This window comes from Microvirga sp. 2MCAF38 (assembly GCF_052115485.1).
In the GTDB taxonomy this organism is placed as follows: Bacteria; Pseudomonadota; Alphaproteobacteria; order Rhizobiales; family Beijerinckiaceae; genus Microvirga.
In genome coordinates this window covers 410,310-431,846 of sequence record NZ_JBFRGU010000001.1, presented here as the reverse complement: position 1 = coordinate 431,846, position 21,537 = coordinate 410,310, and the positions used below count along the sequence as shown (strand labels likewise).

The 21,537-nt window shown below is 59.6% G+C and carries 24 protein-coding genes; 12 read left to right on the top strand and 12 right to left on the bottom strand.

The window, feature by feature from the left end; genetic code table 11:
- Positions 1-76: 76 nt before the first annotated feature.
- Positions 77-1,045, top strand: a complete 969-nt coding sequence (locus AB4072_RS02065; RefSeq protein WP_441965240.1) for a DUF6456 domain-containing protein — start codon at positions 77-79, stop codon at positions 1,043-1,045.
- A gap of 96 nt (positions 1,046-1,141) precedes the next feature.
- Here AB4072_RS02065 and AB4072_RS02060 read toward each other — a convergent pair whose 3' ends face one another.
- The gene (locus AB4072_RS02060) at positions 1,142-1,567 is read right to left on the bottom strand and encodes a SufE family protein (RefSeq protein WP_441965239.1); all 426 of its coding nucleotides are present in this window, start codon (positions 1,565-1,567) and stop codon (positions 1,142-1,144) included.
- A gap of 60 nt (positions 1,568-1,627) precedes the next feature.
- A complete protein-coding gene (locus AB4072_RS02055; RefSeq protein ID WP_441965238.1) occupies positions 1,628-1,957 on the bottom strand; it encodes a hypothetical protein in 330 nt (109 codons plus the stop codon).
- A gap of 315 nt (positions 1,958-2,272) precedes the next feature.
- Here AB4072_RS02055 and AB4072_RS02050 point away from each other — a divergent pair, with 315 nt between their 5' ends.
- The 3 genes from AB4072_RS02050 to AB4072_RS02040 all read left to right on the top strand — a co-directional run bounded on the left by AB4072_RS02050 (position 2,273) and on the right by AB4072_RS02040 (position 5,129).
- Entirely contained in the window at positions 2,273-3,994 is a 1,722-nt protein-coding gene (locus tag AB4072_RS02050) for a sensor histidine kinase (protein WP_441965237.1), read from the top strand.
- A 131-nt stretch (positions 3,995-4,125) separates the two neighbouring features.
- Positions 4,126-4,788 carry a peptidoglycan-binding domain-containing protein gene (locus AB4072_RS02045; protein WP_441965236.1) on the top strand — a complete coding sequence of 221 codons (663 nt, stop codon included), beginning with the start codon at positions 4,126-4,128 and terminating at the stop codon, positions 4,786-4,788.
- Entirely contained in the window at positions 4,788-5,129 is a 342-nt protein-coding gene (locus AB4072_RS02040; RefSeq protein WP_441965235.1) for a DUF1491 family protein, read from the top strand. Before AB4072_RS02045 ends, AB4072_RS02040 begins: the two co-directional genes overlap by 1 nt.
- A gap of 417 nt (positions 5,130-5,546) precedes the next feature.
- Here the strand turns inward: AB4072_RS02040 and AB4072_RS02035 are convergent, their stop codons facing one another.
- The 4 genes from AB4072_RS02035 to AB4072_RS02020 form a co-directional block, all read right to left on the bottom strand.
- Positions 5,547-6,038, bottom strand: a complete 492-nt coding sequence (locus tag AB4072_RS02035; protein ID WP_441965234.1) for a GNAT family N-acetyltransferase — start codon at positions 6,036-6,038, stop codon at positions 5,547-5,549.
- A 35-nt stretch (positions 6,039-6,073) separates the two neighbouring features.
- Positions 6,074-6,625: a DUF1254 domain-containing protein gene (locus tag AB4072_RS02030; protein ID WP_441965233.1), complete on the bottom strand. Its 552-nt coding sequence runs from the start codon at positions 6,623-6,625 to the stop codon at positions 6,074-6,076.
- Between the two features lie 8 nt (positions 6,626-6,633).
- A complete protein-coding gene (locus AB4072_RS02025) occupies positions 6,634-7,239 on the bottom strand; it encodes a DUF1214 domain-containing protein (protein ID WP_441965232.1) in 606 nt (201 codons plus the stop codon).
- A 67-nt stretch (positions 7,240-7,306) separates the two neighbouring features.
- A complete protein-coding gene (locus AB4072_RS02020) occupies positions 7,307-9,520 on the bottom strand; it encodes a transglycosylase domain-containing protein (RefSeq protein ID WP_441965231.1) in 2,214 nt (737 codons plus the stop codon).
- 234 nt (positions 9,521-9,754) lie between these two features.
- Here AB4072_RS02020 and AB4072_RS02015 point away from each other — a divergent pair, with 234 nt between their 5' ends.
- Positions 9,755-10,228, top strand: coding sequence for a YcgN family cysteine cluster protein (locus AB4072_RS02015; protein WP_441965230.1), 474 nt, complete (start codon positions 9,755-9,757; stop codon positions 10,226-10,228).
- Positions 10,229-10,623: 395 nt separating this feature from the next.
- On the opposite strand, the gene AB4072_RS02010 is transcribed toward AB4072_RS02015, so the two are convergent.
- The 3 genes from AB4072_RS02010 to AB4072_RS02000 form a co-directional block, all read right to left on the bottom strand.
- Entirely contained in the window at positions 10,624-11,244 is a 621-nt protein-coding gene (locus AB4072_RS02010) for a DUF2939 domain-containing protein (RefSeq protein WP_441965229.1), read from the bottom strand.
- A gap of 161 nt (positions 11,245-11,405) precedes the next feature.
- A complete protein-coding gene (locus AB4072_RS02005; RefSeq protein WP_441965228.1) occupies positions 11,406-12,494 on the bottom strand; it encodes a TRAP transporter substrate-binding protein in 1,089 nt (362 codons plus the stop codon).
- Positions 12,495-12,899: 405 nt separating this feature from the next.
- The gene (locus tag AB4072_RS02000; protein ID WP_441965227.1) at positions 12,900-13,049 is read right to left on the bottom strand and encodes a hypothetical protein; all 150 of its coding nucleotides are present in this window, start codon (positions 13,047-13,049) and stop codon (positions 12,900-12,902) included.
- Between the two features lie 825 nt (positions 13,050-13,874).
- Here AB4072_RS02000 and AB4072_RS01995 point away from each other — a divergent pair.
- Together AB4072_RS01995 and AB4072_RS01990 are read left to right on the top strand one after the other, a co-directional pair.
- Positions 13,875-14,435: a hypothetical protein gene (locus AB4072_RS01995; RefSeq protein WP_441965226.1), complete on the top strand. Its 561-nt coding sequence runs from the start codon at positions 13,875-13,877 to the stop codon at positions 14,433-14,435.
- A complete protein-coding gene (locus AB4072_RS01990; protein WP_441965225.1) occupies positions 14,356-15,690 on the top strand; it encodes a DNA-packaging protein in 1,335 nt (444 codons plus the stop codon). Before AB4072_RS01995 ends, AB4072_RS01990 begins: the two co-directional genes overlap by 80 nt.
- An 8-nt stretch (positions 15,691-15,698) precedes the next feature.
- Here AB4072_RS01990 and AB4072_RS01985 read toward each other — a convergent pair whose 3' ends face one another.
- Positions 15,699-16,196, bottom strand: coding sequence for a DoxX family protein (locus AB4072_RS01985; protein WP_441965224.1), 498 nt, complete (start codon positions 16,194-16,196; stop codon positions 15,699-15,701).
- Positions 16,197-16,335: 139 nt separating this feature from the next.
- Here AB4072_RS01985 and AB4072_RS01980 point away from each other — a divergent pair, with 139 nt between their 5' ends.
- From AB4072_RS01980 to AB4072_RS01960, 5 genes are all read left to right on the top strand, one after another.
- Positions 16,336-17,487 (top strand): phage portal protein, encoded by a 1,152-nt coding sequence (locus AB4072_RS01980; protein ID WP_441965713.1) that lies wholly within the window; start codon positions 16,336-16,338, stop codon positions 17,485-17,487.
- Between the two features lie 104 nt (positions 17,488-17,591).
- Positions 17,592-17,792, top strand: coding sequence for a hypothetical protein (locus AB4072_RS01975; RefSeq protein ID WP_441965223.1), 201 nt, complete (start codon positions 17,592-17,594; stop codon positions 17,790-17,792).
- The gene (locus tag AB4072_RS01970; protein ID WP_441965222.1) at positions 17,789-17,938 is read left to right on the top strand and encodes a hypothetical protein; all 150 of its coding nucleotides are present in this window, start codon (positions 17,789-17,791) and stop codon (positions 17,936-17,938) included. The genes AB4072_RS01975 and AB4072_RS01970 overlap by 4 nt, the downstream gene beginning before the upstream one ends.
- Before the next feature lie 65 nt (positions 17,939-18,003).
- Positions 18,004-18,501, top strand: coding sequence for an HK97 family phage prohead protease (locus tag AB4072_RS01965; RefSeq protein ID WP_441965712.1), 498 nt, complete (start codon positions 18,004-18,006; stop codon positions 18,499-18,501).
- A 168-nt stretch (positions 18,502-18,669) separates the two neighbouring features.
- On the top strand, positions 18,670-19,908 hold the full coding sequence (locus AB4072_RS01960; protein ID WP_441965221.1) for a phage major capsid protein: 1,239 nt from the start codon (positions 18,670-18,672) through the stop codon (positions 19,906-19,908).
- Positions 19,909-19,949: 41 nt separating this feature from the next.
- Here AB4072_RS01960 and AB4072_RS01955 read toward each other — a convergent pair whose 3' ends face one another.
- Both AB4072_RS01955 and AB4072_RS01950 read right to left on the bottom strand, forming a co-directional pair.
- Positions 19,950-20,723 carry a S1 family peptidase gene (locus AB4072_RS01955; protein ID WP_441965220.1) on the bottom strand — a complete coding sequence of 258 codons (774 nt, stop codon included), beginning with the start codon at positions 20,721-20,723 and terminating at the stop codon, positions 19,950-19,952.
- 69 nt (positions 20,724-20,792) lie between these two features.
- The gene (locus AB4072_RS01950) at positions 20,793-21,530 is read right to left on the bottom strand and encodes a S1 family peptidase (protein WP_441965219.1); all 738 of its coding nucleotides are present in this window, start codon (positions 21,528-21,530) and stop codon (positions 20,793-20,795) included.
- Positions 21,531-21,537 lie beyond the last annotated feature (7 nt).

Genomic DNA, 21,537 nt, shown 5'->3' with positions numbered 1-21,537 from the left:
TGACACTTCTGCCGGTTACCTCACCATTAAGTGCATCCGGGACCTGTTCCCGCTAAAGTTTAATAGAGAACAAAACATGAACAAAAATGACGATTTTGAGAATGGGACGTCTGGTCAGCCGGGCATTCCTCCGGACATCGAAAGGCGCCAGCGGGCGCGACCGCGCGACCGGGGCGTTCGCATCGGGAGAGAAAAGGCGGGCTATCCGACAGGAGGGCTGTCGAGGGAAGCCACCCGCTTGCTCGGTCTTTTGGCTGAAAAGAATGTCCAGGCAGTTTTCGAGCCGATTGAGGAGAGCGTCAACGTTTCGCGGCGCTCCAAGGCTGGCATTTCCATGGGGGCGGGCCGCTTCGGTTCCGTCATCGCCGAGGCTTTGGTGCGTGAGGACCTGGCGCGATGGGAGGAGGGAGAACGCAAGCGTAGAAGCCTGCGAATCACGCAGGTCGGACACGCCTACTTGCGACGAATCGGTGCCGACTCCGAAGAGGAAGGGTTCCGCAATCAACATGGCGGGATCGTCGAGGGTAAAATCGATACGGCTGCCGGAGAGGCCGTCCGCCTGCGTGTCAACGCGGACGAGAACCCGCTCGATTGGTTGCGGCGCCGGAAGAACAAGGATGGAACCCCCATGATCGACGACGTGTCTCATCAAGCGGGGGAGCGGCTGCGGACGGACATTACCCTCGCGGGGCTGCTACCGGGGGTGACGGCGCGTTGGGATGCCTCTCCACGCAGCGGCTCCTCCCAATCGCCTTCTCATGCGACAGATCGGATGATCGCCGCGCGTCAGCGCCTCCGGCACGCTTTCGACGCGGTCGGTGGAGATCTGGCTGATCTTCTTCTGGACCTGTGCGGCTTTCTGAAAGGTCTCGAACTGATCGAGCGGGAGCGGGGCTGGCCGCCACGCTCGGGCAAGGTCGTGGTCAAGCTCGCGTTGGCGCGGCTTGCCGAGCATTATGGCCTGGAGAATGCCGCCCACGGCCCCAAGGCGTCACGGGGTATACGTGCTTGGCAGGCCGTCGTGATCGAAGGCGGCCGGGCCTGAGCATGATCAGGCGAGTGCTGCCGGTTCGCCGAAAGATCACGCCGCTCTAGGAGACAATCCAGCGAGATAGATGACAGCCGTCCGGGAGATCCAGCTCTAGGATTTGACCATTGCTTGCGCGTCCTGCCGGATGCGCGAGACCATGGATCTGACGCCGTTCGAACGCTGCGGCGTCAGATGTTCAGCCAAGCCCAATTCCTTGAAAAGGCCGAGGGCATCGGTGGAGAGAACCTCCGGCGCGGTCTTGCCGTTGTAGAGCGCCGTCAATAACGCGACCAGACCCTTGACGATATGGGCATCGCTGTCGCCTCGCACATGGAGGACAGGAGCGTTCGCCGGGGATTCGAAATGGGTTTCGAGCCAGACCTGGCTCGCGCAGCCCTGGACCTTGTTGGCATCGGAATAGGACGCCTCCGGCAGCGGCTCCATCAAGCGACCCAACTCGATAAGGTAGCGATAGCGCTCTTCCCAATCGTCGAGGAGTTCGAAATTCGCAACAATCTCGTCAATCGACAGCGGCATAGCGTTCCAAGGTATAAAGGTATTCGCTCATATAATCGCTGATGCCGCGTTTGGCGATGATCAGGAGCGCGGCTTGTGCGTGTCACCACGCCAGGCGGCTTTCCGGTCGTCCGCATAAAGCGTGTCCATCGGAGGCGCAGCCTTCGGAAGCGTGGCTGTCGTGCCGGAATCGGACATGATCTTGGTGAGGATTGCCTGCTTGGCGCTATCCGGGAGCGCCTGCCACATGGTCTCGAGCCGAGCTGGGCTCTCGCCGACCGCATCCGACTTGGAGGCATCCTCCGCCCAGCCGAGCCATTTGGACAGGGAGGGCAGCGCATCCTCGTTGCGGACGGGGGAGAGATAGAAGATCACGCCGACGACGATGAAAATGCGAAACAATGAAAACATGGCCTGTCATCGATCTCGCCGTGTTCCGGCGCCAGGTTGCAACCATAAAGGGTCCACGCTTGCCGGCGTAGGGGGTGTGCGGTCGATATGGAAATAGAATGAACGAAGTCTTTATCCAGGCTACATCATTGTAATAAATGGAAAATTGCGTGGTCAATCCGACCGGGGAAGCGTCGCTCAGGCTCGCCGCGCTTCGTGCGAAGGCCATTTACCCCGGCGTCGCGCCTCACTTTTAGGTTTCGCTTAAGTGCCCTCTGGCAGGGTCGGGCGGTAATGGGGCGAGGGGTTACGATCCCTCATGGGCGTGGTTGCGATTTGCTGACGAATTCTACATGGAACCGGGTCGATGGCTGGCTCGAAGGATTTCTTGAAGATCCTTCGGGGGCAGATCCATTCCGCGTTTTGCAGGTTCAGCGGTTCGTGATCGTGCGCGCCGTCGTTGCGCTCGTCGCACTCATCGCACTCTTTCCCCTGGCTTTGATTCATCAGAGCTCACCCGGCCTTCTCGAAGGCACTGCAATGGCTCTGGTCATGAGCCAGCTTGCCGCGGCTTTCGTACTCCTTCGCTTCCGGTCTCTCGATGCGGCTCAAGCACTGGCTTCGACCGTGCTGGCATTCTTCGTGGCGCTGTCGAGCCTTGAGGAGCCGATTTTCGCTACCCTGGCCTTCATGCTGATTCCGATGGAGGTTGCCTCTTTCAGATCACGGCGCGCGATCGCTCTGGCTGTGGCACTGATCGTCCCGACGGCTCTCGTCGCTGTGGGCCTGCCGAAGGTTGGAATCGGTATTAAGCCAGTCGGCATGGAGGTGGTCTTTAGCATCGGCATGGCCTTTCTGCTGGGTCACATGGTTGCCCACGCGTTCTCTGTTCGGCGGATGGACGGTCTCTTGCACCGTGCCTCCCTTGCTGGCGACAGGAGGGAAGCAGACGTTCTTGCGACCATCGACGATCTCGTGACATGGCACGACGGCATGGGTGCGGTTCTGCGCGCGAGCAGCGCCGCGCCGCGCCTGCTTGGTGCATCGTCCTCGACATTACGCGGCATCGGTCTTTTCCAGCGCATTCACGTGGGCGACCGACCCGCCTACTTGAAGGCTCTGAGCGATGCCGCTCACGGTTCCACGCCAGCGCGGGCGCGGATCCGTGTTCGATCCGGTGCAACTGACGCTCCCGGCATGGAGCCGCGCATGATCTGGCTTGAGATGCGGGCGCATCGTCTGCCGACCTCGAGCGATGAGCGTGGCATCGTTGTCGCGATGATGCGCGAGATCGACGAACATCAGGCGGAATTGGAGCGTCTGGAAGCAACGCATCGCGAGGTTGTCTCGCTCGCTGAAGGCCGTGCCCGGCTCCTCACGACGGCAGGACACGCCCTGCGCAAGCCGCTCATGAACATTCAAGGCTATTCCACCTTGCTGATGGAACACCGCGGACGCAGCAACTACGCCGAAATCATTCGCCAGGACACGGAGCGAATGCTCGAAAGCGTGGATGCTCTTCTCACGTTATCCGCAATTGAAGCCGAGCGTTACGCGTTGGCGTATGAGCAGATCGATGTGGCCACGCTTCTCACTGAAGTCTGCGCAACGGTTGCTGCGGATCGACAAAATGCGCGGCTCGATATTCGTTGCGAGATGCCACCGGCTCTGCCGCGCGTCCGGGCTGACCGCAAGGCGTTCAGACAGATTCTGCTCGCCCTTCTCTCGAATGCTTTCGCGGCGACGCCGCAGGATGGAGAGATCTTCGTCAAGGCGCATGTGGATGGGCGAAGCTTATCGTTGAGTGTCAAGCACTCCGGTCTTTCGAGCCCTACCAACGATGCAGAAATAGCCGGCGCACGACTTCGTCTCGCCTTGGTGCGTGCTCTCGTCGATCTGCACGGAGGTCGCGTTTCGCTTGCCGAGGTCGGGCAGGGCGCACATGTCCATATCAATCTCCCCATCGAGGCAGATCGGCCGCTTCAGGCTGAATCCCACTCGGTGGTTCGTTCCATGGTAAACTCCCATAGCGGAGTTCGTTTGTTGAAAGCGGGGTAGTCGCCTTGCGTGAAGCTCTAGCCGCCCGGTCCGACCGTGATTTCATGGTCTCCTCGTCTACGCCCCGGCCCCGTTCGGCCGCACGCGGAGGCAAGAAGAAAGCCGCCAGAAACGCGCTGTTGGAGATGGTCATGAGCCGTCCCCGTGAAGTCGGCGCGGCTCTGTTCTTTGCAGGATGCGCCGGTATCATCGCATGGAACGCGCTCGCCCTTCAAAAGGCGCGGCACCCCGCACCTCTGTTCAATAAGGGAGTCGTCGGCGCTTCAAATCCCGCTCCGCTTGCGAGACCCATTGGCGTCGAACCCGCGAGGCTTCCTGCGCAAGATACGGCGTCGGCCACGATACCCGATCCCTCGCTGAGCCATCCTCAAACCTCAGTGGCTGCGGTTCCAATGCCGCCAAAGCCCGCGCAGCGAAGCCCCATCGCCGATCTTATCCGGAATGGCGGAGAGCCTCCCGTTGCAGCGGCTGCTCCACCCGCGCGTCCTGGCGCTGCTCCTGTGGCGGCTGCGCCGAGCGCCAGGGATCCGATTGCCGACATCATTCGCATGGGAGGGGCCGTCCCCGTTCCACCCGCGTCTGTCGGAAAAGCGGATGCCGAGGATGTGGTGTTCAAGGGGCAACGGGCTCTGGCCAAGCTCGGCTATGGGGTGAAGATCGACGGAGCGTTCGGCCCGGGCACTCGGCAGGCCATCGAAGCCTTCGAACGCGACAAGCGTCTTCCAGTGACGGGAGAGTTCACCGCGCGCACGGTTCGCGAATTGTCTTCGCAGGCCGGCATCCAGATTCCGTAGTGTCCCGTCTTCGTTCCGATTTCTGGGTCTCGGCATACTTGCGCCGCTGTGCCATCGAAGGGCTCGATGCTGTCCTGCGGCGCCGCGGGGCGGCGGAGGCCGGCGCGGTATTCGTGAAGATCGACCATCTCGATGGCACCGCAAGCCTCTATGGCCCGGCGCCTCAGGTGCTTGTCGAGAGTGAATCCGAGCGGCTTTTCACAGCCGTCCTGGTTGGCGTCACTCCTCTGGACGTGGAGGAGAAGATCAAGCGGGAAATGAAATTCGACTCCGATCTCTGGTTGGTCGAGATCGATACCCGCGACGGGCGACATCTCCTCGACCTCGCGCGAGACGGGTAAGCCCACAGCCTTCCGGGCTGAGCCAACACTCCGTAAATTTGGCCTTTCGAGGTAGGGAACCGAAGCACGACCGTGCTTGTTGGTTTCATGACCAGCGCGGCTTTTTCGCCGGAAGACTTTTTTGGAAACGGTCTGTTAACCATACCGGTCTTTGTTGGTGTCGAGAATTACTGCGCTTGGAGCTGCTTGGAGGACCAGAGTATGGACGATTTCTGGACACAATCCCGAGGCGTGATCATCGCTTTTCCCGACGCATTCTCGCGGCCCCATCGTCCAAGTCTCGCACCGGACGAGCCGAAGGGGGAGATTCTCCTCTTCACCGGCGTACGTTACGAGCGACCGACGCCGAACCCGGGGCCATCACGACCCTTCGCGTCTCACGGGCCTTCACGTCGTCGATCGTAAGCGATTGCGCTTTCAGGCGACTTGGCGCGTCATGAATTTTGCGTCGTCGCCGTAGCTCTTCAGTTTTGCGGCAAGTGCAGGGGAAGAGTATTCCTCGAAGCCGCGGCGCTTCCAGAACATGTCGGAATTGTTGACCGCGACCAGCGAGATGGTCGCGAGACCCGCATGCTGCGCCTGAGCCTTGGCCCGCTCCACCGCCGTCAGCGCATATCCGCGCCCCTGTCCTTCCGGGAGAAGGGCGATATCGTGGATGTAATAGGTCGAAGGGACGGCAGGCAATTCGCCGAGGGCCGAATTCAGGGCCGGCGGTTCGGCAAATCGCCAGGGATGGCTGATCATGTAGCCGGTAATTCCCTCGCTCGATTCAAGCACGTGGCAGCCGGCTGGATAAAGGCGCAGGCGCTCGACGAAGACGGATGCATCTTCCGGATGCGCCGCGTGTATCATGTCGGCGGCTCGGATCACCCCGGAGAGATCGCTCTCCACCATTAATCGCCAATGCATTTCGTTTTCTTGCGTCGGGAGCAATTCCGGCAACATCAATCCTCGTCGATCGTGCACGAGACGGCTGTCGCCGTGTTCTCCGCAGCCGTGTTGAGGCTCGGATAGGGCGACGCCACGCGCACGATGACGAAACCCTCCGTTTGCGGAGCGACGATTCTGACGTCCTGACTCACGGTTTCACCATCGTCTTGTATCGCGCGCGCCGCGTCGAGTTGTTCGGGTGTCATGATCACGATGTCAAGTTCGCCCCGAACCGCAGCCCGATCCGTCACAGCGAAGAAGATGCCATCTTCTTTGGTGTGAAACGATAGGGATTGAAAGAGCGGACCGGTCTTGGTGGAGATCCGCGTCGGACCCTCGCTGAGATCGAACGCACAAGCGGCAACAGCAATCGCCGGGTCAGGCTCGGGCAGCCACGTATTTGCGCCACCAACATTGTCGATCAACGTCGGGTGTTCGAATTCGAGAGTGTCTTGCAAGCGGCTGAAGGCATCGTTTTCCGCCAGACGAGGGCTTGCGAGAATAACGGCGATATGAACGCCCATCGCGAGCACGAGGCCACACAGGGTCGCGATGAAAAAGCGCATCCATCGGCTCACGGTGCACACCCCAGACGCTCGATTGTGGGGAGAGTCGTTTTCTCCAGTGCGGAGGCACCGAGGGCACCGGGCATGTCGTAGAGCCGCAGGATGAGGGTGAAAGCGTCCCCACCGGTGAGTTGGAGCCAGTTCCCGGCCTGGACATCCCGTGACAAAACGATGTCGAACCCATCTGCGCCGTTGCGCAGAATTTCCGACGATGTGAAACCGCTTCGTCCCAGTTCAGGCCTGATCAGCTTGCCCTTCTCGTCATAGACCGCAATGGTCCAAATGCGCGCTGCCGGGGTGACCGAGCCGACGCGATAGGTGCAGGAGGAGAGGAGCTTTCGGCCCATGCTGTCCGTGTTCGCTTTCAACGCAAGGCCTTCACCGATGGCGAGCGGTATTTCAGCGCGGCGCGCGATGATGGCGCGGGCATAAGGGTCGACCTCAGGTGTGCCGACTTTCGGCCATGCTCGCCAGGGACCGATTTCAATCTCGCCAACCGGATAATCTCCACGCGCCGCCCAGTATGCGGAGCCAAGCCCCAGAGTCAGGCCGAGGATTAGTGCGTAGGGCACGAGAACGGATGAAGAGAAGAGCCTGTTCGCTAATGCGTTCAATCGGCGTCTTCCGCGACCGGAACGGATACGGGGAGCGCTTTGCATGAAGTCGGAAACGAGACTCATCTCAGGGCATCGCGACGCGATTGGACGCGGGACTAGGGGAGGAATCCATGGCCGACGGCGAACCGGGCGGGTGTGTGGAAGCCCTCTCAACGTCCTGGAATAAATTGCCCAAGTTCGAGAGGGCCTCGAAGGAGCGTCGCGAGAGTGTACCCGGCATCGGCGCCTGAGCCTGCTCCTGAGGCTGCGCGGTCAAGTTCTTGCCCGCATTCGACGCAACGGCCTCAGCGGGGGCCGGGCCGAGGCCCGGGATGGGGCGAAGCTCGAGATTTTGGTGGGCAACCGTCATGACCTCCTTCCACGTCATCGCGGGCAATGTTCCGCCGGTCATGTTGTTCATGGGCGAATGATCATCGTTCCCGAACCAGACGCTGGTGGCGAGGTTGCCCGTGAAGCCGACGAACCAGGCATCTCGATAAGCGTTAGTCGTGCCGGTCTTCCCGGCCGAGCGGATCCCGTCGAGCATCGCGCGTCTGCCCGTGCCTTCCTCGACGACCTTGTTCATCATGAAATTCATGTCGTTCACGACGCGCGGCTGCAGAACCTGAGGCTGAGGCGCATCGCGGTCATGCCGGAAGATCAACTCGCCAAGCCCGTTGCGAACCTCCCAGGCTGCATAGGCCGGAGCACGCTTCCCGCCATTCGCGAAGACCGCGAAAGACGAGGCCATGTCGATGGGCGTCACTTCGGCGGCCCCGATGGGGAGCGAGGATGAATCGGCAAGCGGATGGGTCAGGCCCATCTTCTGGGCCATGTCGATGATCAGCTTGCGGCCTGCCTTGGCATTGCCCTTGCCCATCTCGAGCGACATCCGCACCGGAATGGAATTGATCGAGCGCGCGAGAGCCGAAACCAAAGGCAACGAACCAGCATATGAACGGCCATAATTCTGCGGGCACCAATTGCCGAGGCAAATCGGTGCGTCGACCACGATGGAAGCAGGGGTCAGCTTCGGGTTTACGGTCAGCGCGGTGGCATAGACGAACGGCTTGAACGAAGAGCCGGGCTGCCGCAGTGCATCCGTCGCACGATTGAACTGGCTCTGGCCATAGTCGCGCCCACCGACAATGGTGCGGACTGCGCCATCCACGTCCATGACGACCACGGCGCCCTGTCCGGCCTTATATTGGTGGCCGTATTGGCGCAGCATGTCTTCCATGAGCTGCTCGGAGCGTTGCTGCAGCCCCATATCGAGCGGCGTCTTTACGATCAGGACGCGCTCGTTGCCGAGTTTGCCTTCCGCCGCGAGCTGCTTGACCTGCTGGAATGCCCAATCGAGATAGAAATCGGGCGTGGATTCGCGGGTACGATTGACGGGTGTCGCGGGGTTCCTTCGTGCGGTCTGAATTTGGCCTTCCGTCATGAAGCCCGCTTCGACCATGTTGTTGAGCACGTCATTCGCGCGCGCGCGGGCAGCCGGCAGGTTGATGTGTGGCGCGAATTTCGTGGGAGCCTTGAACAAACCCGCGAGCATCGCGGATTCGGCGAGCGTGAGATCCTTGGCGGACTTGCCGAAATAGTAGTCCGCCGCCGCGACGACGCCATGCGCGCCGCCGCCCATATAGGCGCGGTCGAGATAGAGTTTGAGGATCTGATCCTTGGTCAGATGCGCTTCCAGCCAGACCGCCAGAAAGGCTTCGTTGATCTTGCGCTCCAGCGACCGTTCGTTGGACAGAAACAGGTTCTTTGCCAGTTGCTGCGTGATCGAAGAGCCGCCCTGGACGATGCCGCCGCCTTTGGCGTTGGCGATGAGTGCGCGTATTGTCCCGACGGGATCGATGCCTCGATGCTCGTAGAAACGCCGGTCTTCCGTCGCGAGCGCAGCCTTCACGAGGTAATCTGGAAAATCTTCGAGCTTGTAGGTATCGTCATATCGGATTCCGCGCCTGCCGACCTCTTGCCCGTAGCGGTCGAGGAAGGTGACGGCGAGATCCTGGGTTTTCAGCCAATCGTCGCTGGTATCGTGAAAGGCCGGGATGGCCAACGTCACAAGAGCGATGCCACCGACCGTGCCGAGAGTTACCGCTTCGCTGGTTAGGTCGAGTACGACCCTGGGGATACCCCGAAACCGAAGCGATTCCGCCTTTTCGTTGTAGATCTGACATCCCCTGACAAGGGTGCGCCAGGATTGGTAGAGGAACGAGTTGAGCCAAGCGTCGAAGGAGAGCGCTCCACGTTTGATCCTTGTCCAGAAAGAGACTGAAGAAGGCGTGCGCACGACGATCCTTTAAAAATAAAGCAGTGGCAGCACCGCTTCAAAGACGATTGACGCATGGCCCGATGAAAACGTAACTCGCGCCATGCCTCGATACGATACCAACTCCTATCGGGGCTTTGCGGTTCGCCAAGCGCGCCTTCATCGCGAGGCACGAAGGAAGAGACAGAACATCGCCGCTTCTCGGGCCGTAATTCATATATGGTCGATCGGAAGGCGACGTGAAGGTGAAATAGAGTGACAGTTTTGAAAGCCGTCCCGGATCGAGAGGAGCCGTTCTGGCGCTCGAAATCTTTGGATGAAATGTCCGATCAGGAATGGGAAAGCCTTTGCGACGGCTGTGGCCGCTGCTGTCTCGTGAAGCTCGAAGACGAAGACAGCGGCGAGGTTCTGTATACGGATGTAGCCTGTACGCTTCTGAACGATCAAAGCTGCCGTTGCCGTGACTACCCCAATCGGCAGGCAAAGGTGCCCGATTGTGTGCGCCTGACCCCGCAGGCGGTTCGCAGCCTGTCATGGCTTCCATCGACCTGTGGCTACCGCCTCGTCGCGGAAGGGAAGGATTTGTACTGGTGGCATCACCTCGTTTCCGGTGATCGCGACACGGTTCACAGCGCCGGAATATCGGTGAGAGGCAAGGTCGCCGGTGCCGAGGAGGAGTTCTCTGTAGCTGAGCTTTTGGAGCACATCGTCGATTGGCCTACCGATTGAATTAAGTCTCCTTGACCAAAATATTAAAGAGCGCATCATTACGCCAGTTTTTGAGCGAGAGGCTAAGATGGGTGAAAAACCAGAAAAGGTTTGTGCTAAATTGGTCGCTCGCGATCAACGCCAGAGGCCTCTATTTAGGTAGGGGCCTTTTATTGTGCTCACTATGTGCTCAAGCGCACTTAGTCTTTATAAGAACAATGTAAAGATAAGCTGGAACGGTCGATTTAGAATCCTGTTTTACTTACAGGAGGTAGATAAAATGGCTTCCAGCTTTATCTGCTTTACGCTCGGCGCCGCGCTGCCCTTGGCGATGGTCGGGTGGCTCATTTTCCTCAACTGACGCGCCACTCATCGACCGTCTTGCGAACGAAGGTCTGCATCCAGCATGCAGGCCTTTATTTTGCCTGCGTCACATTGGCTTTGCCGGTGCCATTCGGGTGCGGAAGCTTGTCGAGAAGTCTTTGGCGCAGAGCTTGTGGCAAATCGATGCCGCTCAGCCGCCATCGCAGTCCGCTCAACCTCATCTGCAAGCGATAACGATTCGCCGGCTCAGCATCTGCCGGGAGCGAGAAATAGATGATTCTGAACCCGCGCAGCTCTGAAGAAACAAAGAAGTTCCAAGCCTTGCGCAGCGAATTGGGACTCAGGTCGAAATGAGAGGACAGAGCATTTTCTCGGAGCAATTGCTGCGGCCAGCCATCGTCCAAGAGGTCGACCACAACGTCCGGAGTCAGAATTTGCGCAATGATCGGGTCGGCGACGGTGGCCGTCGCCTCGGCCGCGATTTGCCGGTTGATGCCGGTCATTTCCTTGCCGTCGGCTTGCAACAGATAGTCGCCGACGATTTGTTTTGTCAGCGATCCCCTGAGAGTCCGGAAATTGATGCGTTCGGCGATCTCAGCGACATTGCGCTCTTCCACTGCCTTGGACAGGCGGTAGAGCGCCACATAGGGAGATATCGCAAAAATCACCCAGGCAACGATTAGAAGTAATCCGATACGTAACGTCCAGCGCATAATCTCAATTAGGAATCACAAAAAAGGTCGCCAATTCACCCTGTGGATACCAGACCGCGGTCACCACGCAAACCCAGTAATGTCTCTCCACCGGTCTTGGCCTTAAATGAAAAGGGACGGCCTTTCGGTCGCCCCTTTACAGGCTTTATAGCCGATTTTGATCAGCCGCGCGCACGAGCGCGGATCATGAACGAGTCGTAGGCATATTCCGCCACTTGGAACCAGAGATATTCCTCGTTGCGGAAGCCACGGACGCTCTCATAGACTTTCTTGAAGTCCGGGTTCTTGGCGGAGACTTCGTCGTAAACCTCGTTCGCAGCCTTGAAGGCGGCTTCGAGGATTTCCGGCGAGAAGGGCCGAAGCTGCGTGCCGGCGCCGAGCAGACGGCGAAGGGCGGCCGGGTTGCGGGCGTCGTACTTCGCAAGCATGTCTGCGTTGGCGTAGCCGGCGGCTGCGGTCAGAATGGCCTGATAAGCCTTCGGCAGATCCTTCCACTTGCCCTGGTTGATGAACAGGTGGATCGCCGGGCCACCTTCCCAGAAGCCGGGATAGTAGTAGTACGGAGCAACTTTGGCGAAGCCGAGCTTCTCGTCATCGTAAGGGCCAACCCACTCGGCGGCGTCGATGGTGCCGCGCTCGAGAGCCGGGTAGATGTCGCCACCCGGGATCTGCTGCGGAACGGCGCCGAGCTTGGCCATGACCATGCCCGCAAGGCCCGCGATGCGCATCTTCAGGCCCTGAAGATCCTGCGGAGTCTTGATCTCTTTGCGGAACCAGCCACCCATCTGCACGCCGGTATTGCCTGCCGGCATACCGTACAGGTTGTGCTTGGCATAGAACTCGTTCAGCAAGTCGTTGCCGCCGCCATGATAGAGCCAGGCATTCATCTGACGGGCATTCAGGCCGAAGGGCAGGGCTGTGCCGATGGCGAAGGTCGGATCCTTGCCGAAATAGTAATAAGAGCAGGTATGCCCCATTTCGATGGTGCCGTTGCCGACCGCATCGGCCACCTGGGGTGTGCCGACGATTTCACCAGCCGCAAAAGGCTGGATCTGGAATTTACCGTCCGTGGCTTCGTTGACGAACTTCGAGATAACCTCGGCAGCGCCGTAGATCGTGTCGAGCGATTTCGGGAAACCGGATTGCAGTCGCCATTTAATCTCCGGCATCGACTGAGCAATAGCCGGAGCGGCCACCGCGGTGCTCGCAGCGCCGACCGTGGCCGCTTGCAAAAATTGACGACGTTTCATCTTTAGATTTCCTCCCAATGGAAAAAGTGACGATGTCACCTGCCGCTATTGACACCAGATTCACCGCGGCCCGCAAGATCAATCGGGGTGCTATCGACCAATGGCTGAGACCGCTCGTCCCTGTCGACTGGGCCATGAGAGCCACTGCTCACCCTTTGGCAATCCGAGCAGGCACTCTCCAGGCATCAAGAAACCGAAAATGTGTCGAGAAGGCGTCTCATACCGTTCGGGCGAGGCGACTCGGCAGGTTGAGAAAATGATAAGTGGGTGGCCGATAGGGCTCAACATTGTCGAAATGTCGTAATATTACTTAATTTTATAATATAGCTTTAGATATCTCTCAGGAGAAGAGCATGTTTCCTTCGGGCGCTCACGCCATGCAGGTATAAAAGGGGTGAACGAATGTCAGTTGAAGGCTTCGGCAGCACAAACCAAGGCAAAAAGGAAAATTACGCCGCCGAGTTCGGCGAGATTCAGTAATGCCGTGGCCGGATCGCTGGCGATGTACGCGATCATACCCAAAGCAAGCGATATGATGGCAGCCCAAACGAACATGGGCTTTCTCCCGAAGAATTGTGCGTCGATGACCGAGCAACGCGGGGTTCTTTATCCAGCTACCGCTCACGGAGAGAGCACGATTTGCTTCCCGGGAGTGATATTTCGTATTGATCGGCAGAAACTGACGTTACGTAAAATATTGATCTGGTGCAATTCAAATTTAGGGCGCTTGTAGTCGCTGGGTACCTCACGATCGACGATATGGTTCGCTGCGCCGAATATGCCGCGGCGCTAAAAGTGTGGGCGATCATGAGGCGGAACCAGAATAAAATAGCAGGCCTCTTGAATATTATTTCGCATTACACTATCTGTTCGTATAGCAATATGAATGTATAGTGCATTTAAGTTTACTGCCGTCGTTCTGACTTTTGTTTCCGGTTTATGGTCTTTTTGTTCAAGTTTTGATCCGAAGTTTTTGTAATACCATCCTAAAGGATTACTCCTTTTAAGAACAAAATGGCATCGGTCCATTTTTCGAGATTCGTATGGACTGGTCCGCACTCCGAACGAATTGCGTGAGCCGGGGTCATGGGCATCAATCTTGTCGAGAGACAGGGTTCTTCGCGGGAAACGCTTTGGGATCGAAACGTCCGCGGGGGCTTGCCGGGCATCGGGCGTATCTTTGTCGATAATTCGTCATCTGGCCGAACAAAAGAAGCTTGACAGCGACACGGTGTTAGAGTACAAAACAAGAACGCTGACAAAAAGTGACCGAAATTCCCATCCTCTTGGGAGCGTCGCCAGATGTTTTGTCTTTATGACGTTTGCCGCTCCAGCCTCCGGCTCGGGCGGTTTTTTATTGGCCCTTACATGACTAGGACAATGCAGATTGCGCCGCGTCTTAAGAAGCGGGCTCATGAGCTCTATGTGCACAATCCGGAGCTATCGATAGCGGCCATTGCGACCATGCTCGGCATGACCGGCGCAACCTTTCGCCGCTATCGCGAGGCGTGGGGTTGGCCGCCGCGCCGCGAGGCATTGGCTGCCGCGCGACAGAAGAAGGAGGCTGCCGGGAGTGATGCGGCAAAGGGCGAGGAGATGATCCTCGTGCCTTCGAGCCGCGCCGCTCCGAATTTGCGCGACGCTGCTTTATCCCTCGTGCAGATTACGCAATCCAGAATCGACGAGTTGATTGCAAAGCATTCCGCGGGCCAGGCGCAGGACCATGACAAGACGGCCAAAATATTGGCCGATTACGCCAAGACCCTTACGACCGCACAGGCTCTACTGAAACACGAGACGACGAAACGCGATGAGGTCGCGTGCGATGACGAGGACAGCCGCAGCATCCATGAACTCCGCGATGAGCTTGGTCGCCATCTTGAGCGCCTTGTGGCGGAAGAAGAAACTCGACGAAGCAACGAGGGCGTTGTCCAAGGCTGATCTTCGCAAAATCCTTCACCATTGGCCGCTTCATTGTCGCAACGAACAGCGGCTGCCAGGCCTCGTGCGTGCGCGCGATCCGTGGAATATCTGGCTCATGCTCGGTGGTCGCGGCGCGGGCAAGACTCGCACTGGTGCTGAATGGGTGCGCGGCATTGCTCTCGGTGAGCCCGACTTCGCGGAACCGGCTCTTGGCCGGATCGCCCTCGTCGGCGAAACATTTGCCGACGCACGCAACGTGATGGTGGAAGGTCCCGCCGGTATTCTTGCTGTTCACACGCGGCGTGAAAGGCCCTCGTGGTCACCATCCTTGAGAAAGCTCGAATGGCCGAATGGCTCCGTCGCGCATGTGTTCTCGGCAGAAGATCCGGATTCCTTGCGCGGCCCGCAATTCGAGGCCGCCTGGGCGGACGAACTCGCCAAGTGGCGATATGTCGAGGAGACCTGGGACATGTTGCAGTTCGGCATGCGGCTCGGAACTCATCCCCGGCAAATGGTGACGACGACGCCTCGGCCGATTCCGCTCATCAAGCGCTTTCTTGCCGATCCGTCCGTCGTCGTGACGCGTGCGAAGACGGCGGACAATGCAGCCAATCTCGCGCCGGCTTTTCTTGAAACCGTGGTCGGGCGGTACGGCGGCACGCGGCTCGGTCGGCAGGAACTCGATGGCGAGATTATCGAGGATCGTCCAGATGCGCTTTGGAACAGGGGATTGATCGAGCAGAGCCGTGTGAGCGTCGCGCCAACACTCGCGCGGATTGTCATCGCCGTCGATCCGCCGGCGACCTCGTCGCGCCGGGCCGATGCTTGCGGCATTGTCGCGGTCGGCCTCGATCATTCCGGGACGGCCTATGTCCTTGCTGATGAAACCGCGAGCAGATTGAAGCCACCTGAGTGGGCTGCGAAAGCTGTAGGGCTTTATCATCGCCTGCAGGCAGATGCGCTTGTCGTCGAGACGAACCAGGGCGGCGAGATGGTGACGAGTGTCATCCGCGAAGTGGATGCAAGCGTTCCGGTGAAAGCCGTTCGCGCAACGCGCGGAAAGTATCTGCGCGCAGAGCCTGTCTCCGTGCTCTATGCGCAAGGTCGCGTCCATCATGTGGGCGCGATGCCCGACCTCGAGGATGAGCTATGCGATTTCGGACCCGCTGGTCTGACCTCGAACCGCTCGCCTGATCGAATGGATGCTCTCGTCTGGGGACTGACGGAGTTGATGTTGAGTGCAAAGTCGGAGCCCCGGGTGAGGGCGCTTTGAAATCTCGATCAGACGCGAGAAGGCGTTCGATCCATGGAATAACGGCCCGCGCCGACGCCGACCAGCATCAGGAACGCGCCGATCATCGACAGGTTTTTCCACGCCTGGATCTGGTTCATCGCACGGGCCTGATCCGTCATGTTCCAGAAATCGTGGAAGAACGGGATCGTGATGAGCGTGAAGGCTGCAAGGCCTAACGCGGCAAGCCGTGTCTGATAGCCGACAACGATCGCAAGACCGAGCCCCAGCTCAACCAGGCCGGAAAGAACGGCAAGGACGAAGGGCGCAGGCAAGCCTTTCGACGCGATGTAGGCCGCTGTCCCGCCAAGATCCATGAACTTGCCGATGCCGGTGCTGATGAACGCGAGGACGAGGAGAATGCGACCGACGAGGAGGAGTAAATCACGCATGGGGATGTCCTTTTCGTGCCTGGATGCAACTAGAGCGTGATCCGGAAAAGTGGAATCCCGGCTTTCCGAGACGATTGGCAATGCCAAAAATTTCACGCCTGAACATGCTTTAGAGGCGCATGTTCAGGCTCAAAATCTTCCTTAGGTCGCAGAAACGAAAGCCGCGCCGCCAATCGGCACGGTGACATTATTCTTTGCCCGTTCAGTCAACGGGCCGGAGCTTTTCATGTTGGATATGTTGACACGCTGGTTTCAGGCGCCTTCTGAAGCCAAGGCTTCGCGCGTCGGGAGCGCGGTTGCCGTTTATGTCGCCGGTCGCGCGTTGTGGACGCCGCGCGATTATTCCGCGCTGGCGCGCGAAGGATTCCAGAAAAACGCCATCGTCCACCGCGCCGTTCGGCTTCTGGCCGAGGCGACGGCGGCGCTGCCCCTGACGCTCTTGGAGAGGGGGCGCGTGCTTGACGAGCATCCGCTGCTTTCGCTCCTCGCGCGTCCTAATGCTCGGGAAGGAAACCAGCGTTTTCTGGAGAGCGTCTACGGTCATCTGCTGGTCTCCGGCAACGCTTATGTGGAAGCGGTGAACGTCGACGGCGTTCCACGCGAGTTGCACGCGCTTCGACCGGACCGAATGCGCGTGGTGCCGGGCGCGGATGGGTGGCCAACTGCCTATGATTATACCGTGGGCACGCAGACCATTCGTTTCGCGCAGAGGGAAGGGGATGTTCCGCCGATCCTGCACCTCACGCAGTTTCATCCGACCGACGATCACTATGGGCTTGCGCCAATGGAAGCAGCCGCAACTGCTCTCGACATCCACAACGCCGCAGGCGCATGGAACAAAGCACTGCTCGACAATGCGGCACGCCCTTCCGGCGCTCTCGTCGTCGGCCAGGCATCCTTGAGCGATGTGCAGTTCGATCGGCTCAAGAACGAACTCGAGTTGAACTATCAGGGGGCGGCCAATGCAGGCCGCCCGCTTTTGCTCGAGGGCGGGCTCGATTGGAAGCCGCTGTCGCTTTCGCCAAAGGACATGGATTTCGTTGAGGCGAAGGCCGGCGCAGCGCGGGAGATCGCTCTCGCTTTCGGCGTGCCCCCATTGCTGCTAGGCCTGCCCGGTGACAACACCCACGCCAACTACGCCGAGGCCAATCGGGCTTTCTATCGTCAGACGGTAATCCCTCTGGCGAAGCGCACGGCCGAGGCGTTGGTTCACTGGCTTTCGCCGGCCTATGGCGAAAATCTCCGGCTGGAGCCGGATCTCGACGCCATCGAGGCTCTATCTGCCGAGCGCGAAAGTCTGTGGCGCCGGGTTTCGGCGGCGCCATTTCTGACCGATGCGGAGAAGCGTGAAGCGGTCGGCTACGGCGCATCGCCTTCGAACACCTGATCTCGCCGCGAGCGGACATTCCCACCTATCCGACAAGCACAAAATTTCTTCGCGTGCGCTGTCGACAACTCATTCACAGGGGGCAAACCCATTGGGAACAATTCATGAACGCATTCGATCGGATCACCGAGGCCGTTATCAACCGCGGTGATCTCGCTCATCTCGCTCTTTTCGTTTGGGCGAGCGGAGCTTCAACCCTGCTCGCCATGACCATGCGCGATCTCTTTGCCGCGAACCGGCGGTTCGACGATTTCGTGCGCGAGCTTGCTCTCTTCAACCATCGCCACTCGGGAGACCCGCTATGACTCGAACATCATCCCGCACCACGCGAAAGCCGAAGGTCGCGCGAGACGCACAGAATCGTGCCACGCTCGTGTTCCGCGATTTCGTGCGCCAGCTCGAGAAGCTCGGCGAACGTCCCACGAAGCCGATCCGTGGAGGTGCGCAATGAATTACCATGTCCCGGCTTATGCACGGGAAGTGAAACTTCTCACGCAGCCTGTACAAGGCGTCGATGTGGATGGCGTTTTCGAAGGCTATGCCAGCCTGTTTGGCATCGCGGATCTCGGCAAGGATGTAGTGATGCCCGGCGCTTTCGCCGACAGTCTCAAGCGGCGCGGTGCGGAAGCGGTTCGACTTTTGTGGCAGCATGATCCTTCAGAGCCCATCGGGCGCTGGCTTTCCATCGAGGAAGATCGCCGGGGCTTGCGCGTGCGTGGCAAACTCAATCTCGCGGTGGAGAAGGCCCGTGACGTTCACGCTCTCATCCGTGAGAGAGCAGTCGACGGTCTTTCCATTGGCTTTCGTGTCGAACGAGCGCGGGCGGAGAAGCCGACCGGTCTGCGTCGTCTGGAGAAGCTCGACCTATGGGAAATTTCCATCGTGACGTTTCCCATGCTGCCGACTGCGCGAGTCGAAACCGTAAAAGGCGGCGATAGGCGTCTCGTCGAAAAGATCCGCACGGCAGCGAAACGCCTCTTCCCGGCTGAACCGGCTTTGCGTCCGGTACGTTGATAAGGCGGGTTCAGGACCCACCGGCGCGGTCGCTGGAGGCGCGGTCACGGGACCGAGCGTGGTCAGAACGGTGCACAGAGCGACCTGATAAACAGTTTCCCGCAGGGGGAAAAGCGAGCCCGCCACCCGGTGGGCTTTTTCATTGTTCCATCCAACCCATTGATTGATATGATCCCAGTTGTTCAAACAAAATCGGTTTCCGATGACGTGGCCTCGGCTTTCGAGGATTTCGCCCGAGCCTTCGAGGCGTTCAAGGACGCCAACGATACGCGGCTCGGTGAAATCGAGACGAGGCTGACGAGCGATGTCGTCACAGATGAAAAGCTCGTGCGCATAGACACGGCTCTCGATGATGCCAAGCGCCGCCTCGATCGTCTTGCCCTCGATCGCTCGCGCCCTCCGCTCGGGAGCGCGGCTGAGATTGCCCGCGATCCCGCGCAGGCCGAGCACAAGGGCGCCTTTCACACCTATGTGCGTACCGGCGAGGCCAGCGGCCTGAAGCGGCTCGAAGAGAAGGCGCTTTCTGCCGGATCCGGGCCCGACGGCGGTTATCTCGTGCCGGACAATGTCGAGCGCGAGGTCCTGCGCCGTCTCTCCGGCGTTTCGCCAATCCGCGCCATCTCGTCGGTCCGTGTGATCTCTGGCGGTCATTACAAGCGCGCTTTTTCCGTTTCAGGCCCGGCGGCAGGCTGGGTCGGCGAAAGGGCGGATCGTCCCCAGACAGCCGGCCCTACCTTGGCTGAGATGAGTTTCCCGACCATGGAACTCTACGCGATGCCGGCCGCGACGCAGACACTTCTCGATGATGCCGTGGTCGATCTCGACCAATGGATCGCCGAGGAGGTCGAAACCGCCTTCGCGGAGCAGGAGGGCGCAGCCTTCATCAACGGTGACGGCGTCAACAAGCCGAAGGGCTTTCTTGCATCGCCGACCGTCGCTGACGAGGATTGGGAATGGGGCCGCCTCGGCTATGTCGCCGCCGGTGGCGCAGGCTTTCCAACAAGCAATCCGTCCGATGTACTGCTCGAGCTGATCTACGCGCTCAAGGCGGGCTACCGTCAGAACGCGTCGTTCGTCATGAACCGCAAGACACAAAGCGCGATCCGTAAGTTCAAGGACGAAAATGGCCAGTATCTCTGGACACCGCCGACGAGCCTCGGTCAGCCCGCGACCTTGATGGGCTTCCCCGTCGTAGAGGCCGAGGATATGCCGGATGTGGGGGCCAATGCCTGTTCTGTCGCCTTCGGCGATTTCAAGCGCGGCTACCTGATTGTCGATCGCGCCGGCATTCGCGTGCTGCGGGATCCTTATTCCGCGAAACCCTACGTGCTGTTCTACACCACGAAGCGCGTCGGTGGCGGAGTGCAGGACTATGCCGCGATCAAGCTCCTGAAGTTTACGGCATAGCTTCCGGCAGCGGAGGAGACGCGAGTTTCCTCCGTTTTCACTTAAAGATCGTCGAGAGCCCCAATGCTTTTCTCGATCCAGGGCAGGTTATCTGCCATGGGCGTGACGGCAGTGAGTCCGCCGCAGGCTGCCGACGGCGGACTGCGTAGCGCGCCGCTCGACCAGCTGACCGTACCGAGAAGTTGATACCCCTGTTGTGTCGCGGCGAGAACCGGCCCACCGGAATCGCCGCGACACGCGCCGAGGCCCGTTGTTTGCGCGAGCCGGTCGCGATCCGTGATGATCAGGATCTTGTTCGAGGAATCGGCAGGTCCGAGCGAAATGAGACTGGTCTGCCGCAACAGGCGTGCGGTGTGCTTTCTGTTTTCGCCGAGAACCCCGAAACCCGCCAAGGTCACCATCGCCCCGGCATCGACCTGCGGCGGCTTGCTGAGGTCGAAGGGCTTGAACTGTTTTCCAAGCGGGCGTTCGAGTTTGAGCACTGCGAGGTCGACGCCAGGCTGTTTGCGCGGGGCTGTGCCGGGCTCGAAGGATGGATGGATCGCTGCGGCGGTCACGCGACGTTTTTCCGGCTTGAATGCCCGATTGACGCCGATCACTCGATAGGACGCGTGGTCCATCATGCAATGCGCGGCAGTCAAAACGAGATCCGCGCGCACGAGGGCTCCCGTGCACAGCTCGCCAGATGAATTCTCGATCCACACCACGGATTGGCGAAGTCCGTCCGGATCGCGATCCGCCGTGCCTCCGATCACCGCGTGAGCAGGGGAACCGAAAGTGAAAATGAACAGGCTAAGAAGCAGCGGAGCGCGCATGAAAATGTGATTCTCGATAATGTGTCGTAAGGGAAGATCGTGGCGGTAGCAATGGTTCCGAAACGCCCATCAATCCCAGCGCGCGGTTCTCTTCCACTGGGCGAGTGTCTGATCAATCCAATTCCTCTGGGGACTGAGCAGAATGCCTTGGGTGAGGCCTCCGCAGCCGCGCTCCTTCCCAGCCGATGACCAGCTTGTGATGGCGACAACCGCGTTCTTAGTTGTCATGGGACCGCCGGAATCGCCTTGGCACGCGCCGGTTGCGTTGGCGCCTTGCGCCCAGAGCAAGATCTTGCTCGGCCCATAGGGCTCGATGGCCCTGAGATCAGCTGTGCGAAACGTGCCGGTCGACTTCGGCTCATTCTCTTGCGCGAGGCCATAGCCGCTGACAGCGACCGCATCGCCTTTCGTGGGAATGCCGGTTGACAGCGTCGCGCTTGCAAAGCGGGCAGGGAGCGGTTCCGGCACGCGTACGAGCGCGAGGTCGATGGACCGCCGCCGCGCTTCGATGGCTTTGGCGTCGTAACCTGGATGCACGACCTTTGCCGCAGGCACGATCAGAATCGGCTGACCAGCCTCGTCCTTGAAATGCACGCGATATTCGCTCGCGCCCGTCACGCAATGGGCGGCGGTGAGCACGGCATCCTGTGCGACGACCACGGCGCTGCACATACCGCCATTCGAATTCAACACCATCACCGTCGAGCGGGAGAAGGGACCGCTGTCTTCCGCTCCGCCGACGATGGCCTTGGCTCCTGTCGCTGCAAGAAGCGCGAAGAGGCCGAGCCAACCGTACCGATTCATCATCAAAGGA